The organism is Actinoplanes sp. NPDC051470 (genome assembly GCF_040682035.1).
Classification (GTDB): Bacteria; Actinomycetota; Actinomycetes; order Mycobacteriales; family Micromonosporaceae; genus Actinoplanes.
Genome location: NZ_JBFBAA010000002.1, coordinates 386064 through 400891, shown reverse-complemented (window position 1 = coordinate 400891; position 14828 = coordinate 386064). Strand labels below are relative to the sequence as shown.

The window sequence follows — 14828 nt, the reverse complement described above, 5'->3', positions numbered from 1 at the left end:
CGCCGGCGGTCACTTCCGCTTGTGCATCTTCTCGGTGATGGACGCCTTGACGGTCTGGGCGCCCGTGTAGGCCGAGTAGGCGGACCGGTACAGCGGGTACCAGTTGCTGCACGGCACCTCCCAGGTGCCGAGCAGTTGCTTGTACTGGCCGCCGAACGATTTCTTGAACTCGGTGAGGCCCGCCCACTCGTGGTCGGGCTGGTCGGGCGGCGCCACACCGAGGGAGTCGAAGGTCCGCTGGCCCTGTTCCTTGGCGTCGAGGATCATCGTGGCCCGCATGATCGCGCCGGGGTGCAGATGCCGGGCCTTGTGCAGGCTGCCGGAGTGCGCGACGTGCCGAGTCGTCGGGCTGTCGAAGACGATGGCCGCGGACACCGGATCGTTCTCGTGCCAGGCGGTGTAGAGGGTCGCCGCGTTGCGCTCGGTCAGGGTGCGCGCCATCTGCACGAAGTAATGGTTCGGGTGCTGCACGATCTTGTTGTGTTCCGCGACCTCCTGCAGCATCCGCAGCAGGATCGGCACGTCGGCGATGTTCCGGCCGCCGACGATCCGGATGCCTTTCTTGTGCGCGTTGCGGTATCGCTGCCGGTTGTTCTTGGAGAACTCGGCGATCAGCTCGTCCCGTGACTTGCTCAGGTCCTGGACCCAGAGCAGCGAGGGCACGATCTCCCGGATCGCCGGCCGGTGTCCGAGCCGTTCGAGGTCCTCGGTCCGCAGCGGGACGTACGGTTCCACCCGGACGAACGAGGCGCCCTGCTCGCGGCCCAGGGCCTGGAGCGCGTGCACCGCGGCCACATAGCTCTCCTCGTCCACGGCCGTGGGACCGTACGGGCAGTACAGCCGGGTGGTCCGGTTCGTCCGCTCGAGGATGGCCAGGCCCTGCCAGCCGTCCCCCCGGCCGAAGAAGACCTCGTGACCGAGCGCCTTCTTGAAGGCCCCCCAGTGGGTGCTCTGCAGGAATTGGCCGTCCTGCGCGAACAGGTCACGATCCCAGGAGTCGTCCGGCAACTCCACCTGCCATTCGGCGTACGAGGGTCCGGGCATCAGGGTGCGGAGCCTTTCCAGACGACGGGCAAGAGGCCCATAGCACGGTACTAGATCTGATCCAGACGTAACTTGTCGTGTTTGCGCACCGCACCCGGAACCATCGTCGTGGCGGCGATCAACTACGGTGGCCCGGTTCACCCCGACATGCTCGACGGGAGTCCCGATGTATCGCCCAACCCCCGCCGAGGGCGCCTCACCGACCGACGACACCGTGGAGATCCCGGTCATCGAGCCGGCTGCGGCGACGGCGGAACGCACCACCGCCTCGAACAGCCTCGCCATGGCCGCGGGCAGTCTGGTCAGCCGGATCACCGGATTTGCCCGGACGGTCATGATCGGCGCCGCCCTGGGCGGCACCGTCGGCGGGCTGGGCGACGCGTACACGACGGCCCAGGTGTTGCCCGGCCAGATCTACGAGCTCGTGCTCGGTGCGGTCGGGACGAGCGTGCTGGTGCCGATGCTGGTACGCCGGCGTAAGAACGAACCGGACGGCGGCGAGGCGTACTCCCAGGGCCTGCTGACCTTCGCGGCGGTGATCCTCGCGGCGGCCGCGGCCCTCGCGGTGCTCGCCGCTCCCCTGCTCACCGCGGTGTACGCCGGCTCCCGGCCGGAGAGCTATCAAGACCTGGTCACCGTGCTGTCGTACCTGATGCTCCCGATGCTCTTCTTCACCGGCATGTCGGTGATCATCGGGGCGGTGCTGAACGTCCGCGGCCAGTTCGCGGCGCCGATGTGGGTGCCGATCATCAACAACCTCACGGTGATCGCGGCCTGCGGCGTCTTCATCGGCCTCCTCACCGGCCGGGTCGACACGACACGGATGACCCCCGCTCAGATCCTGGTGATCGGCGGCGGCACCCTGATCGGCATGGCCGCCCAGACCGTCGCGCTGCTGCCGGCGCTGCGCAAGGTCGGTTTCCGGTGGCGGTTCCGCTGGCAGCCACGGTCGCTGGGCCTGGGTGAGCTGGCCCAGCTCGGCGGCTGGATGCTGCTGTTCGTCGCGGCCAACCAGGTCGCGGTCTTCGCCGTCGTGAAGCTGCTCAACACGACCGACGCCGGCGCCGGCGCCGGCCTGCTGATCTACAACAACGTGTTCCTGCTGGTCATGATGGCGCACGGCGTCATCGGGGTGTCCGTGATGACCGCGCTGCTGCCGCGGATGAGCGCCGCCGCCGCCGACGGCCGGCTCCGCGATCTGGGCGGCGACGTCGCCCGCGGCATGCGTACCGTGATAGCCGCGGAGGCCCCGGTCGTCGTCGTCTACGCCGTGCTGGCCGTCCCCCTCTCGGTGGTGCTGTTCCGGTGGGGCGCCTTCAGCGCCGACGAGGCCGAGGCCACCGCCCGGGTGCTCGCCGTGGGCGCGCTGGCCGTCCTGCCGCTGTCGCTCGGCTACCTGGCCAACTTCTCCTTCTACGCGCTGCGCGGCAACCGGACCGTGGCGCTGATCAACGTGGTCGCCGTCGCGGCCCGGGTGGGCATGCAGATCGCCTTCGTGGCCATGCTCGACGATTCTCGGACGGCGATGTGGCTGATGCTGGGCACCGCGCTGTCCTACTTCGTGGGCGACGCCATCTCGCTGACCCTGCTCCGGCGCCGGGTCGGACGGCTCGGCCTGCGCGCCACCGCCGCGGCCGGGCTGAGGATCGCCGGGGCCGCGGTCGTCGCCGCCGGCCTGGGCTGGCTCGTCCTGCGGCTGCTGCCCGGCGGTCCGCAGCCGTCGTTGGGGGCGGCCCTCCTCCAGCTCGCGGTCGGCGGCGTGGTGATCCTGGTGACCTACCTGGCCCTCGCCCGGGCGCTCCGGGTCAACGAGATCACCGCCCTGCTGGCGATGGTCCGTCGCCGGCTCGGCCGCTGAGGGCGTGGGTTACGGCGGCGGGATCGCCGGGGTGTGCCGGGCGCGGACCGGGATCCGGGTCGTGCCGTTCAGGATGGCGAAGTCGGCGGTGAGGTGCACGACCACCTCGCCGTCGGCCGGTGCGGCGGCGGACTCCAGGCCGAGAGCCAGGTCGTAGGTCCACCCCGGCCCGGCCTCGACCTCGCCCGGCCCGGCGACCACCTCGGACCAGTCGCCGGCCGGCTCGTAGTAGCCGCGCCACGCCACCGCCCGCACCGCGATGGCGCTCAGGTCGAGACGCACCGGGTCGGCGCCCCGCTGGATCAGCCGGGCGACCCCGGGCGCGGGGTGGGACACCGCCACCGCGGCGCGCGGAAAGTCGGTCAGCCGGTCGAGCAACCCTCGAGCGGTGGCGGCGAGGCGCGGCCAGCCGTCCGTACCGTCGGAAATCCCCGCGATCGAGACCGGGCCGGTCGCGTCCAGCTCGAGCACCTCCTGGGCCGAGTCCGGCCGCGCCGGAACCTCGGGGGCGACCGGGCCGACGGCCTCGACCGCCGCTCGGACCGACGCCAGCTCGGCCTCCGGCAGCCGGCCGGCGAACCAGCCCGCCCCGCCGTCGCTGACGCTGCGCCAGCCGGACAGCGCGCCGTCGTCGCCGACCTCGACGCTCTCGGCGACGGCCGGTGACTGGCTGCCGTCCGCGATCACGAGACGCAGGATCATCGGCGCTTCGCCTCCCAGGTGCCGCCCAGTGCCCGGCCGAGGATAGCCATGAACTCGGCGATGTGACGTGGTTGGGTGCCGTGGTCGTGCGGGTCGTTCACCCGGCCGGGGTCACCCATGATGGATCCGCTGGAGTAGCTGAACGTCTGGATCGTCTCGTACCGGTCGCTGTCGTTGGGCAGCGCGACGTCGAGGTCGTGCAGCAGCTCGCCGGTGAGCGCCACCGCCGGCTGGGCCGGCACGGGCGGCGGGCCGGGTACCGCGGCCACCGCCGGAACGGTTCCCGGGCCCAGCTTCCGGTATTCCTCGACCACCTGCTGGGCGAACGCGCCGCCGGTGACCCCGGCCGTGTTGCTGGCGGCGAGCGCGTTGGCCGAGCTGCGGGCCATGATCGCGGCCCGGAGGTTGGCGGCGACGGTCGCGGCGACCAGGCCGGCGCCGGCCGTGTCGCCGACCGGTGGCTCGTGCCCGGTGACCCGCACGTAGTCGCCGGGGTGCAGCTGGTACTCGTCCTGGAGGCCGATCAGGTGGCCGAACTCGTGCGGGATGGTCGAGGCCGCGTTGGCGTCGGCCACGAACCACTCCCCGGCGTTGGCGCGTCCCGTACCCGGCTTGACCTGCACCGTCATCGCATCGCCGCCGGAGCCGCGGGTCATCCGGAAGTCGACCGGCATCTTCTTGCCGGACACGCTGTCGACGCCCATGTACTGGTTCCACACCGCCTCGACGAAGCCGAACCACGACCCGGGCGCGGGCAGCCCGACAAAGTTGACCTTGACGGTGACCTGCATCTTGGTCGGCAGGATCTCCCACGAGTACCGCGACGCGCTGGCCCCGACCATGCTGTACGTGTGTCCGCCGACCTCCTCGGTCCACTGCCGCTCGACGGCGCCGGTCATCGATCCGGGCGCCACCGTGTCGAGCGCGTCCCAGGTGGCCTTGTCGGCGGTGCCGGTGCCGGGCAGCGGCGGCACCCGGGAGGTCTGGAAGGCCTGCAACGCGGTCCGGGTGAGCGGCCCGAACGATCCGTCGACCTTCAGCGCGGGCGCGGCGCCGGCCGTGTTCAGCTTCTGCTGGAGTTCCTTGACGGCCGGGCCCTGGGTCAGCCCGCCGACGCCGGTGACCGGGTGCAGCGAGGTGCCGGCGACCTGGGTGCCGAGCGAGTCGGCGGTGCCGCTGTTCGTCTTCTGCTCGACCGGGGTGGCGGACTGGCCCTCCGGCGCGATGAACCCGCCCCGCACCCCGGCGTCCAGGGCCGCCCACATGGCCGCGTCGACCACCCCCGTCGGGAAGCGGTTCAGCGTGCCGAACTCGTACTTGATCACGGCGACCCACATGGCGCCGTCGTAGACCGCGTTGATGGCCAGCCGGGGCGAGGCGCCGAGGGCGTTGAGCTTCTGCTGGGCGAAGCCGACGTCGGGGCCGGTGGCGCCGAGCGAGAGCACGGTCCGGGCCGGTGGCGGCAGGGCCGCGAAGGCCGCGTCGAGGCGGGCCTTGGTGCCCGGGTCCAGGACGCCGGTCACCGGGGCGATGCCCTGGCTGGTCTGGAAGGTCCGCACCGCCGCCTCGGTCAGCGGGCCGTAGCGGCCGTCCTCGGTCAGTGGCTGCGCCGAGGCCTGCACGCGGCTGAGCTTCAGCTGCGCGTCGCGGACCTCCTCACCGTGGGCGCCCCCGCCGAGACCCGCCGGCGCCGGCGCCGCTCCCCCGCCACCCGGGGCCGGTGGCTCGCTGTCGCCCTCGACGAGCCGCGCGATCTGGGCATTTCCACCGAACATCGCCAGGTCAGGCAGGGCGGCCGGGCCCGACGGCGACCGTTGGATCATCCGCGCCAGGGCCGCGTTGCCCACGCCGGGCGTCATGATCGGCCCGGCGGTGTCCGGGTCAGGCTCGCGCACGTTCAGCGGACGCGGAACAGGTCGGGTCCGCTCGTCCGAGGCTTCAGGCACGGCACGGCTCCGATCAGTCCCGCCGGTTCAGGTGGCTGACCCGAGCATCGACCGTGGCGCGGCCGCGGCCAAGGGCGTTCGGGCGGCCTTTCGAGCAGATCAGCGGTAGGTCGGCACCGGCTCCGGCTCCGGCCGGGCGGTGACCGGGCTGGGGGCCGACCGGAAGGTCCACCATCGGTACAGCGCGTAGTTGAGGGCGAGCGTGGTGCCGGCGGCGAGGACGCGGGCCACCGGCAGCGCCAGCCCGAGCGCCTGGAACGCGAGGACCGCGCCCAGCGTCAGCACGAAGTCCAGCAGCACCTGAGGCAGGAACCGGATCAGCTGACGCCCGATCGGCCCGCGGTCGGCGTGAAAGGCGAAATGCCGGTTCAAGGCGAAATTCAGCGCGTACGTCAGCCAGAACGCGATGCTGACCACGGCGGCCGCCGGCAGGGGGGTGAACCGGTGCAGAATCGCGAGCAGCGTCAGATCGACGCCGAACCCGAGAGCCGCGAGGGCCAGGAATCTCGTCAGCGAGTGACGGGCGAGCTTCTGAAGCCGGCGCACGGGACGCAACACTAGCCAATGATCGCCTGGCGTCAGGCTGAGCCGGCCTTACCCAGCCGGTCGTCCAGGGCGCGGCCCTCGGCGGCGGTGATCGCGGGGCCGCTGATCGGCTGGCCGAGGGCCTCGGCGAGGTCGCGCAGCCGCAGGTCGATGGCGGCCTCGACGAGCTCGGTCCACTCGGCCAGCGACTCGCGGGCCCGGCGCCAGGCGGTCAGCAGCACGCAGCCGGCGATGATCAGCGCGGGCCACCAGAGCACCCCGGGCAGCAGGTAGAGGGCGCCCCAGCCGATCAGCGTGACCGCCTCGGTGTAGCGCGTGCGGGCGTCGGCGATCGGGCGGCGGGCGTCCTCGGTCAGCAGCAGCCACAGCCGCGGCCAGAGCAGCGACGCGGTGAGATGGTACTGGGCGCGGACCCGGGCCTCGACCAGGCGCACCCGCTCGCCGAGCCAGGTCGGCCGCTGCGGCAGGTAGGCCGGGACGGCGGGCTGCCCGGCGCGTCGGGCGGCGGCGAGGGCCCGGGACCGCCGCGAGAAGCGTGAGCGCACCAGGCGGTCGCCGGTCAGGAACCAGCCCCGCATGAACCAGCGCTGGATCAACCGGCCCAGCCCGGCCGCCGTCGTCCCGGTCACCCCGGCCGCGGCGACGACCAGCACCACGACGAGCACCAGGCGGGCCGGGTCCTTGATCAGGCCGCGACCGGTCCGCCCGGCCCACCCGACCAGCCGGCCGTGGTCGAGCGCCTGGCCGTGCCGGAGCACCAGGGCGACCGTCACGACCGCGACGAACACCAGGCCGGGCAGCAGCACCGCGGTCACCCAGCGGCCGCTGACCCGCTTGCCGACCTCGGTCAGGACGCCGATCATGCCGGCCGCATCGGCGTGCCGAACGCCGCGCAGAGCGGCGGGTGGCCGTCGTCGTCGCGGGTGGACCGCCGGTTGCACCGGTCCTGGGGACAGACGTAGGCGCCCACGCCGAGGCCGGCGCCGCCACCCCACCCGGGCAGCCGCGCCATGCCGACCGTGGGCCGGTCCGACCAGGTGCGCTGCTCCTCGCCGTACTCCTCGGGCTGCCACTTGCGCAGCGCCGGCCGGGCGGATCCACCGCCGCTGACCCGTTCGACGTCACGGTTCAGCCGGTCCAGCACACCCTCCTGCCGGGCCCGGTCGCGCAGGGCGGGCAGCAGCGTGCACCAGGCGGCCAGGACGTCGGCCTCGGATTCCACCGGTACGGCCTCCTCGGATCAGGGGACCACGATCGTATCGACGGATGCTCTACTGTGGGTGCGCGGGCGATCACCGGGGAGGCGGCCGTGGGGAGTCAGGCGGCCGCGGCGCTGCGCGAGGCACGTGAATGGCTCGCCCGGGTCGACCGGAACCACCGGGTCGCCGACATCGAGCCGGCCTTGCGGGCGGGTGACCAGGCGGTGCGAGCCAGTGCCCCGGGCACCCCGGAGCGCTTCGAGGCGCTGATCGTGAACGCCGACATCCGAGGGCGACGGTTCGAGTCGACCGGCCGTCCGGGCGACCTGGCCGAGTGCGTCCAGATGCGCGGCGACCTGCTGACGATCGCCCGGACGCAGCGTCCCGACCTGGTTACCGACCTGCTGTTCGCCTTCGCCTACGCGTCCCTGGAGCTCGGCCGCCGCACCGGGGACCAGCGGTCGGTCGAGCTGGCTCTGGTCGCCGCCCAGGAGATGCACGATGTCGCCTCCGAGCTCGGCGCCCCCGATCTGCACGCCGCCGTGGCGACGGCCATCCGCCTCGGCGTGCCCATGCTCCCGGCCGACCACCCCGATCGGGCGGCGCTGGCCGCCGTGCGGGGCTCGTCCCTCATCCAGCTGATGGTCACCACGGGCGACCTGACGCTGCTCGACGAGGCGGCCGAGCAGATCGACCGGGCCGTCCGCCTCTGTCCGCCGGGCGACCCGAACATGATGTCGTTCCTCATGCTGCGCACCGATGTGCGCCGGCTGCGGTACGACAGCGAGCAGACCCTGGACGCCCTCGACGCCCTGCGGGACAGCGCCCGGCAGGCACTCGACCACAGCCCGGCCGGACACCCCGCGCACGAGGCCACGCTGTACAACCTCGGCCTGGTCCACCGGGACCGCTACCGGATGCTGGGCCAGCGGGCCGATCTGGACGGCGCGGCGCACTACCTCCGGATGGTGGCCGACCGGACCCGGAACCCGGCGACCCGGGACGCCGCACGCAACGCCCTGACCGAGGTCGAGGCCCTGCGCGGCCCCCAGCCCGCGGTCCCACCGGGGCTGAAGTTCGTCGGCACCTCCGCCGACGCGCCGCAGGGTCCGCCCGAGCTGGCCGGCGACGACCCGGGCGAGGTCCTCCGGCACACCGGCGTCATGCGGGAGCACCTGGAGGCGTACGAGAAGACCGGCGATCCCGGCCGGCTCGATCAGGCCTGTGCGTACGGACGCACGTTGCTGGCCGGGCTGCCGGCGGACGACCGATGGATGGTCGGCACGGTGCTCGGCCCGGCCCTGATGCGCCGCTTCGAGGAGCACGGGCGGTCCGAGGACCTGGACGAGGCCGTCGAGCTGCTCCGCGGGGCGATGGCCCGCCCGGCGTTCGACCCGGATCACCTCGCGGGCGACGCGGTGAACCTGGCCGCCGCCCTGGCCAACCGATTCCTGCGCGACCGGGACAGCGCCGACCTGGACGAGGCCATCGCGCTCGCCCGGCGGGCGGTCGAGTCGGTGCGGCCGGAAGACGTGCGGCGGGGCGAGTACCTCAGCACCCTGGGCACGACGCTGGCCTACCGGTTCCAGCACACCGGACGCCGGGCCGACCTGGACGAGTCGATCGACATCGGAACGAACGTCCTCTCCGCCGCACGCACCCCCGACGCCCGGCGCCACGCGAACGCGAACCTGGGCAACCGCCTGCGCACCAGGTTCCACCGGGGGAACGACCCGGCCGACCTCGACCGCGCCATCACCCTGCTGAGCGCGGCCGCCGAGCCCGGTGACCCGTGGTCGAAGGTGAACCTGGGGCTGGCCCGGGCCGACCGCGGCGACCTCGCCGAGGCCGTCGACCTGTTCCGCTCGGTGGTCGCGGCCACCTCGGCACGGTCGGCCGTGCAGGGGTCGGCCCGGCTGGGCCTGGCCGACGCGCTGGCCGGTCTGGGCCGGTTCGACGAGGCCGTGGCCGCGCTCGACGGCCGGCTGCCGGAGCCGGCCTTCGAGCGGATGGACGCGCTGGTGCTGCTCGGCCGGTTGCACGCCCAGCAGGCCGCCCACGGTTCCGGTGACTGGTCGCGGGCCGCCGAGACGTACGCCCAGGCGATCGCGCACCTGTCGGTGATCGTGTCGGGCGGCCTGCCCGCGGGCGACCGCGACCGGCTGATCTCCCGCTGGTGGGACGTCGCCTGTGACGCCGCCGCGGCGGCCGTGGCGGCCGGCGCCGTCGAGCGGGCGGTCGAGATGCTCGACCACGGCCGGTCCCTGTGGTGGGGGCAGGTGCTCGACGCGCGGGCCGATCCCACCCCGGCCACCGCGTTCGCCGACCTGGTGGAGGTGACCGCCGAGGGTCCGGTGGTGCTGGTCAACGTCAGCCGCTATCGCTGCGACGCGCTCGTGCTGACCCCGGCCGGCGTGCGGGTGGTGCCGTTGCCGGATCTGACCGCCGACGAGGCGGACACGCGCACCCGCCGTTATCTGGAGGCGTCGGCCGGCGCCGGGGTCGGCGGCGCCTCGGCCGGTCCGCGCGAGCAGGCGCTTCTGGCGTACCTGGAATGGCTGTGGGACGTGGTCGCGGCGCCGGTGTTCGAGGCGGCGCCGATCCCGGCCGGCGCACGGCTGTGGTGGTGCCCGACCGGGCCGCTGGCGCTGGCGCCGATGCACGCGGCCGGCTACCACGACCCGGACGACGCCCCGGCCGGCCGCAGCGTGCTCGACCGGGTGGTGTCCTCGACCACCCCGACCCTGCGGGCGCTGCGGCACGCCCGCCGGGCTCGTCCTTCCACCGCGCCGCGGCCGCTCGTGGTGGCCGTGCCCGAGAAGCCGCTCTACGTCACCGGGCTGCCCGGCCTGCCGTCCGCGGCCCGTGAGGCGGAACTGCTGCGGGCGCGGTTCCCGGACGCCACCGTGGTGATCGGCGCGGCTGCCACCCGTACCCGCGTGATCGAGCTCTTGACCGAACACACCCGGGTGCACCTGGCCTGCCACGGCGAGCGGGCCGCGCTCTTCCTGGCCGACGCGCCGCTGACCATCACCGACCTGGCCGGGCTCGACCTGCGCGACGCCGACCTGGCCGTGCTGACCGCCTGCCACACCGCGCGGGGCGACACCGACCGGCCGGACGAGGCGGGCCACCTCGCCGCCGCGCTCCAGGTGGCCGGCTACCGGCACGTGATCTCGACGCTGTGGGCGATCGGCGACGACACCGCGGTCGACGTCACCGATCAGCTCTACCGGCATCCGGAGCCGGCCCGGGCCCTGCACGCGATGACCCTCGAGCTGCGCCGCGCCGATCCGTACCAGCCGGGCCGCTGGGCGCCCTTCATCCACCTGGGAGCCTGAGGCCTGTCCGGCCGCCTCCGGGTCCATCGTGGATATATCGATGTCGTCCGGCGCCCCACGGCCCGCCCGGGGCGTGCGAGGATTCCGCCGTGGCCCTCCTCCGGCGCCGCGAGACCCTGGTCGTCGCGGCCGTGCTCCTCGTCTGCGCGCTGGCCCTGATCATCTGGTGGCCCGGCGACGACGACGCGCCCGCGCGCGAGCGGCACTACCAGGCCACCACGGCCTGCCTGCTGACCGACGACCAGGGCCTGGCCGGGGCGCCGGCCCAGGCCGCCTGGTCGGCGATGCGCGAGGTCTCCGACCGGGAGCTGATCAAGGTGCAGTATCTGTCGATCAGCGGGCCACAGACGGCGGCGAACGGGCTGGGTTTCTTCAACTCGCTCGGCACCCAGCGGTGCGGCACGATCATCGCGGTCGGCGCGGCCCCGATCGCCGCGCTCAACGAGGGCCGCGCCCAGTTCCCCGACATCACCTACATCACGGTCGACAAGGCCGCCGCGAGCGACATCCGCGAGCAGGTCAAGGACGGGCTCGCCGGTTAGGCCTCGGTCTTCCCCGGCGCGGCGCTCGTCTCCGGCTCGGCGGCTTTGTCCGGCTCAGCGCTTCTCTCCGGCTCAGCGCTTTTCTCCGGCTCAGCGCTTTTCTCCGGCTCAGCGCTTTTCTCCGGCTCAGCGCTTTTCTCCGGCTCAGCGCTTTTCTCCGGCTCAGCGCTCTTCTTGCGGCGGCTCGCGATGGAGGTCACGACGACGATCACCAGCGCGCCGGCGATCAGCCCGAGGATCGCGCTGAACATGGTGTTGACCAGCCAGCCGACCAGGCCACCGAGGGGGCCGGTGGCGTCGTGCGCCGCCTCCTCGACGTGGTGCACCGCTCCGTACAGGAAATGCAGTCCCAGTTCGTCGGAGCCGACCAGCAGGATGTGACCGCCGACCCAGAGCATCGCGGCGGTGCCGATGATGGTGAGCGCGGTGAGCACGATCGGCATGGCCTTGACCAGGCCGCGGCCGAAGCCGGCGATCGCCCCCGGGAGCTGGGCCAGGCGCAGCCCGGCGTCGTCCATCTTCACGATCAGGGCCACCGCGCCGTACACGACCACGGTCATCACCAGCGCGACCACGGCCAGGATGGCCAGGCGGGACCAGAACGGCTCGTCGACCACCTCGTTCAGGGTGATCACCATGATCTCGGCCGAGAGGATCAGGTCGGTCCGCACGGCCCCGGAGACCAGCGTCTTCTCGTCCTTCGCGGCCTCGTCGCCGTGGCCGTGCGCGTCGTGGTGGGCGACCTTGGCCCACACCTTCTCGGCGCCCTCGAAGCACAGGTAGAGGCCGCCGAGCATGAGGATCGGGGTGAGCAGCCACGGCACGAACTGGCTGAGCAGCAGGACGGCCGGGAGGATGATGAGGAACTTGTTGCGCAGCGACCCGACGGCGATCCGCCGGATGATCGGCACCTCGCGCTCGGCGGCCAGGTTGCGCACGTACTGCGGGGTGACCGCGGCGTCGTCGATGACGACCCCGGCCGCCTTGGTGCCCGCCTTGGCGGCGGCCGCCCCGATGTCGTCGATGGAAGCGGCGGCGGCCCGGGCGAGCACCGCCACATCGTCCAGCAGGGCAACGAGTCCACCGGCCACGAGCAGTCCTTCTTCCGGGTTGAGCGAGCGTCTGTGCCGGCCATTGTCGCAAGGCTTCCTGAAAGACGCCGCCCGTTAGAGTGTGCGGCGATGGGCCGACCGGTGATCCTCGACTGCGACCCCGGGCATGACGACGCGCTGGCGCTGCTGCTCGCGGCCGGCGACGCGCGGGTCCGGCTGCTCGGCGTGACCACGGTGGCCGGCAACCAGACGCTCGACAAGACGACCCGGAACGCGCAGCGGATCCTGGCCCTGGCCGGCGCATCGGCGGTGCCGCTGGCCGCCGGGTGTGACCGTCCGCTGGTCGGCGAGCTCACCGTGGCCGACGACATCCACGGCGAGTCCGGGCTCGACGGGCCCGACCTCAACGTGCCGGTGACCGACGCCGTCGACGGGCACGCGGTGGAGCTGATGCGACGGCTGATCGCCGGGTCACCGGAGCCCGTCACGCTGATCGCCACCGGGCCGCTGACCAACGTCGCGCTTCTCCTCCATACCCATCCCGAAGTGGTCGATCGTCTGCGGCGGGTGGTCTTCATGGGCGGGTCGACCGAGCGCGGCAACACCACGCCCTACGGCGAGTTCAACATCGTCACCGACCCCGAGGCGGCCGACATCGTGCTGCGCTCGCCGGCGCCACTGACCATGGTCGGGCTCAACGTGACCCATCAAGCCCTGGCCACAGCCGAGATCATCGCCGAGTTCCAGGGCATGGGCACCCGGCTGGGCCGGATCTGCGCCGAGCTGATGACGTTCTTCGCGGGCGCGTACCGCCGGAACTTCGGTTTCGACCACCCGCCGGTGCACGATCCGGTGGCCGTCGCCCGCGTGCTGGACCCGTCGCTGGTGCCGACCGCCGAGGCGCCGGTCGCCGTCGAGCTGGCCGGGACCCACACGCGTGGCGCGACCGTCGTCGACCTGCACCGGCGCACCGACCTGGCGGTCAACGCCGAGGTCGCCGTGGGTCTCGACGTGGACCGGTTCTGGCGGGTGCTGATGGACGCGGTGCGCCCCTTAGGGAAGGACAGCTAGTTGCCTTCGGTACGGACAAACGGCATCGATCTCTGGTACGAGACGACGGGCGACCCCGCCGACCCGCCGCTGCTCCTGGTCATGGGGCTGGGCGAGCAGCTCATCGCCTGGCCGGACGGGTTCTGTGACGCCCTCGCGGCGCGCGGGTTCCACGTGATCCGGTTCGACAACCGCGACACCGGCCGGTCCACCTGGCTCGACGACCTCGGCGACCCGGACGTGCTCGCGCTGTTCGGCGGTGACCTGTCGACCGCGCGTTACCGGCTGGCCGACATGGCCGCCGACACCGCCGGCCTGATCGAGGCCCTGGGGCTGGGCCGCACCCACGTCGTCGGCGTCTCGATGGGCGGCATGATCGCCCAGCAGCTCGCCGTCGACCGGCCCGATCTGGTGGCCGGCCTGACCTCGATCATGTCGACCACCGGCGACCCGTCGGTCGGGCAGAGCACGCTGGGCAACCCGGCCGAGCTGATGCCGGTGCCGGGCGCCACCCGGGAGGCCGCGATCGCCGCGGACGTCGCCCTCTTCCGCACCATCGGCTCACCCGGGTTCGAGGTCGACGAGGCCGAACTGGCCCGCCGCGCCGCCGCGAAGTTCGACCGGGGCCATCACCCGGCCGGCGTGGTCCGCCAGTTCGCGGCCATCGTGGCCAGCCCGGACCGCACCGCGGGCCTGCGCGCCCTCGAGGTTCCCACGGTGGTCATCCACGGCGACGCCGACCGCATGATCGACGTGACTGGTGGCAGAGCCACGGCCGATGCCATTCCCGGCGCCGAGCTGATGGTGATACCGGGCATGGGCCACGACCTGCCCGAAGCCACCTGGAACCGGATCGCCGACGCGATCGCCGCCCGTTCACTGCAGGGCGGCGTCGACGAGGTCACCGGCGCGTAGCTCCTCCCGCAGCCGGCGCAGCGCCCGCTGCCGGGTCGGACCGATGCTCCCGATCGGCATGTCCATGGCCTTGCTGATGTACGCGTAGTCGACCGCCGGGTTGACCAGCAGCTCGAGCAGCCGCCGGTCACGCTCGGGCAACCGGGCCAGCGCCCGGCGGATCATCGCCCGGTGCTCGGCCCGCACCGCCTGCTGTTCGGGGTCGTCGTCCGGCGCCTGCCGGCGCATGTCCTCGATCAGCGGCAGCTCGCGCGCGTTGCGGTGGACGGCGGCGATGCACAGGTTGCGGGCGGTGCGGCTGAGCCAGGCGGGCAGCCGCTCCGGATCGCGGATCCGATCTTTGTGTTCGACCAGCAGCATCCAGGTCGTCTGCACGATGTCGGCCGCCTGCGCGTGGCTGAGCCGGAACGAGCGGGCGACCGCCCAGAGCAGCACGTCGTAGCGGGAGATCAGGGTCCGCCACGCGCCCTGGTCGCCGGCACTGGCGCGGGTCAGCAACGCGGTGACGCTGGTCTCGGCGATGGTCAGGGTGGGCGTACGCACATCGGCCGTGATGGTCATCGGAGACCTCCTGGAAGTGCGACCCGGAACCGGTCGTACCAAGAGATTCGGCGGCCAGGTGTCCCGCCGATA

13 protein-coding genes are annotated in these 14828 nt (G+C 73.0%); 5 read left to right on the top strand and 8 right to left on the bottom strand.

Annotated features, from left to right (window positions below; genetic code table 11):
- Positions 1–9: 9 nt before the first annotated feature.
- Positions 10–1044, bottom strand: coding sequence for a peptidoglycan bridge formation glycyltransferase FemA/FemB family protein (locus tag AB0M54_RS06980; RefSeq protein WP_364469639.1), 1035 nt, complete (start codon positions 1042–1044; stop codon positions 10–12).
- A gap of 166 nt (positions 1045–1210) precedes the next feature.
- Here AB0M54_RS06980 and murJ point away from each other — a divergent pair, with 166 nt between their 5' ends.
- A complete protein-coding gene (gene murJ / locus AB0M54_RS06975) occupies positions 1211–2902 on the top strand; it encodes a murein biosynthesis integral membrane protein MurJ (RefSeq protein ID WP_364469637.1) in 1692 nt (563 codons plus the stop codon).
- A 9-nt stretch (positions 2903–2911) separates the two neighbouring features.
- Here the strand turns inward: murJ and AB0M54_RS06970 are convergent, their stop codons facing one another.
- The 5 genes from AB0M54_RS06970 to AB0M54_RS06950 form a co-directional block, all read right to left on the bottom strand.
- The gene (locus AB0M54_RS06970) at positions 2912–3604 is read right to left on the bottom strand and encodes a hypothetical protein (protein ID WP_364469635.1); all 693 of its coding nucleotides are present in this window, start codon (positions 3602–3604) and stop codon (positions 2912–2914) included.
- On the bottom strand, positions 3601–5550 hold the full coding sequence (locus AB0M54_RS06965; protein ID WP_364469634.1) for a peptidoglycan-binding domain-containing protein: 1950 nt from the start codon (positions 5548–5550) through the stop codon (positions 3601–3603). Before AB0M54_RS06965 ends, AB0M54_RS06970 begins: the two co-directional genes overlap by 4 nt.
- A gap of 99 nt (positions 5551–5649) precedes the next feature.
- Positions 5650–6096, bottom strand: coding sequence for a GtrA family protein (locus AB0M54_RS06960; protein ID WP_364320403.1), 447 nt, complete (start codon positions 6094–6096; stop codon positions 5650–5652).
- Between the two features lie 32 nt (positions 6097–6128).
- Positions 6129–6959, bottom strand: coding sequence for a hypothetical protein (locus AB0M54_RS06955; protein WP_364469632.1), 831 nt, complete (start codon positions 6957–6959; stop codon positions 6129–6131).
- Complete coding sequence (locus tag AB0M54_RS06950; RefSeq protein ID WP_364320399.1) at positions 6956–7318, bottom strand: hypothetical protein; 363 nt, start codon at positions 7316–7318, stop codon at positions 6956–6958. Before AB0M54_RS06950 ends, AB0M54_RS06955 begins: the two co-directional genes overlap by 4 nt.
- Before the next feature lie 87 nt (positions 7319–7405).
- Between AB0M54_RS06950 and AB0M54_RS06945 the strand changes: the two genes are divergently transcribed.
- Both AB0M54_RS06945 and AB0M54_RS06940 read left to right on the top strand, forming a co-directional pair.
- The gene (locus AB0M54_RS06945) at positions 7406–10636 is read left to right on the top strand and encodes a CHAT domain-containing protein (RefSeq protein WP_364469630.1); all 3231 of its coding nucleotides are present in this window, start codon (positions 7406–7408) and stop codon (positions 10634–10636) included.
- 89 nt (positions 10637–10725) lie between these two features.
- The gene (locus tag AB0M54_RS06940; protein WP_364320394.1) at positions 10726–11178 is read left to right on the top strand and encodes a hypothetical protein; all 453 of its coding nucleotides are present in this window, start codon (positions 10726–10728) and stop codon (positions 11176–11178) included.
- Here the strand turns inward: AB0M54_RS06940 and AB0M54_RS06935 are convergent.
- Positions 11175–12269 carry a DUF808 family protein gene (locus AB0M54_RS06935; protein ID WP_364469628.1) on the bottom strand — a complete coding sequence of 365 codons (1095 nt, stop codon included), beginning with the start codon at positions 12267–12269 and terminating at the stop codon, positions 11175–11177. The two genes, AB0M54_RS06940 and AB0M54_RS06935, sit on opposite strands and share 4 nt — an antisense overlap.
- 90 nt (positions 12270–12359) lie before the next feature.
- Here AB0M54_RS06935 and AB0M54_RS06930 point away from each other — a divergent pair, with 90 nt between their 5' ends.
- Together AB0M54_RS06930 and AB0M54_RS06925 are read left to right on the top strand one after the other, a co-directional pair.
- Positions 12360–13301, top strand: coding sequence for a nucleoside hydrolase (locus AB0M54_RS06930; protein WP_364320390.1), 942 nt, complete (start codon positions 12360–12362; stop codon positions 13299–13301).
- Entirely contained in the window at positions 13302–14195 is an 894-nt protein-coding gene (locus AB0M54_RS06925; protein ID WP_364320388.1) for an alpha/beta hydrolase, read from the top strand.
- On the opposite strand, the gene AB0M54_RS06920 is transcribed toward AB0M54_RS06925, so the two are convergent.
- Positions 14157–14756, bottom strand: a complete 600-nt coding sequence (locus AB0M54_RS06920) for a sigma-70 family RNA polymerase sigma factor (RefSeq protein ID WP_364320386.1) — start codon at positions 14754–14756, stop codon at positions 14157–14159. The two genes, AB0M54_RS06925 and AB0M54_RS06920, sit on opposite strands and share 39 nt — an antisense overlap.
- Positions 14757–14828 lie beyond the last annotated feature (72 nt).

Bases quoted from the DNA above. Each gene is read 5' to 3' on its own strand.
- AB0M54_RS06980 (WP_364469639.1), bottom strand. From the start codon at position 1,044: ATGCCCGGACCCTCGTACGCCGAATGGCAGGTGGAGTTGCCGGACGAC.
- murJ (WP_364469637.1), top strand. From the start codon at position 1,211: ATGTATCGCCCAACCCCCGCCGAGGGCGCCTCACCGACCGACGACACC.
- AB0M54_RS06970 (WP_364469635.1), bottom strand. From the start codon at position 3,604: ATGATCCTGCGTCTCGTGATCGCGGACGGCAGCCAGTCACCGGCCGTC.
- AB0M54_RS06955 (WP_364469632.1), bottom strand. From the start codon at position 6,959: ATGATCGGCGTCCTGACCGAGGTCGGCAAGCGGGTCAGCGGCCGCTGG.
- AB0M54_RS06930 (WP_364320390.1), top strand. From the start codon at position 12,360: ATGGGCCGACCGGTGATCCTCGACTGCGACCCCGGGCATGACGACGCG.
- AB0M54_RS06920 (WP_364320386.1), bottom strand. From the start codon at position 14,756: ATGACCATCACGGCCGATGTGCGTACGCCCACCCTGACCATCGCCGAG.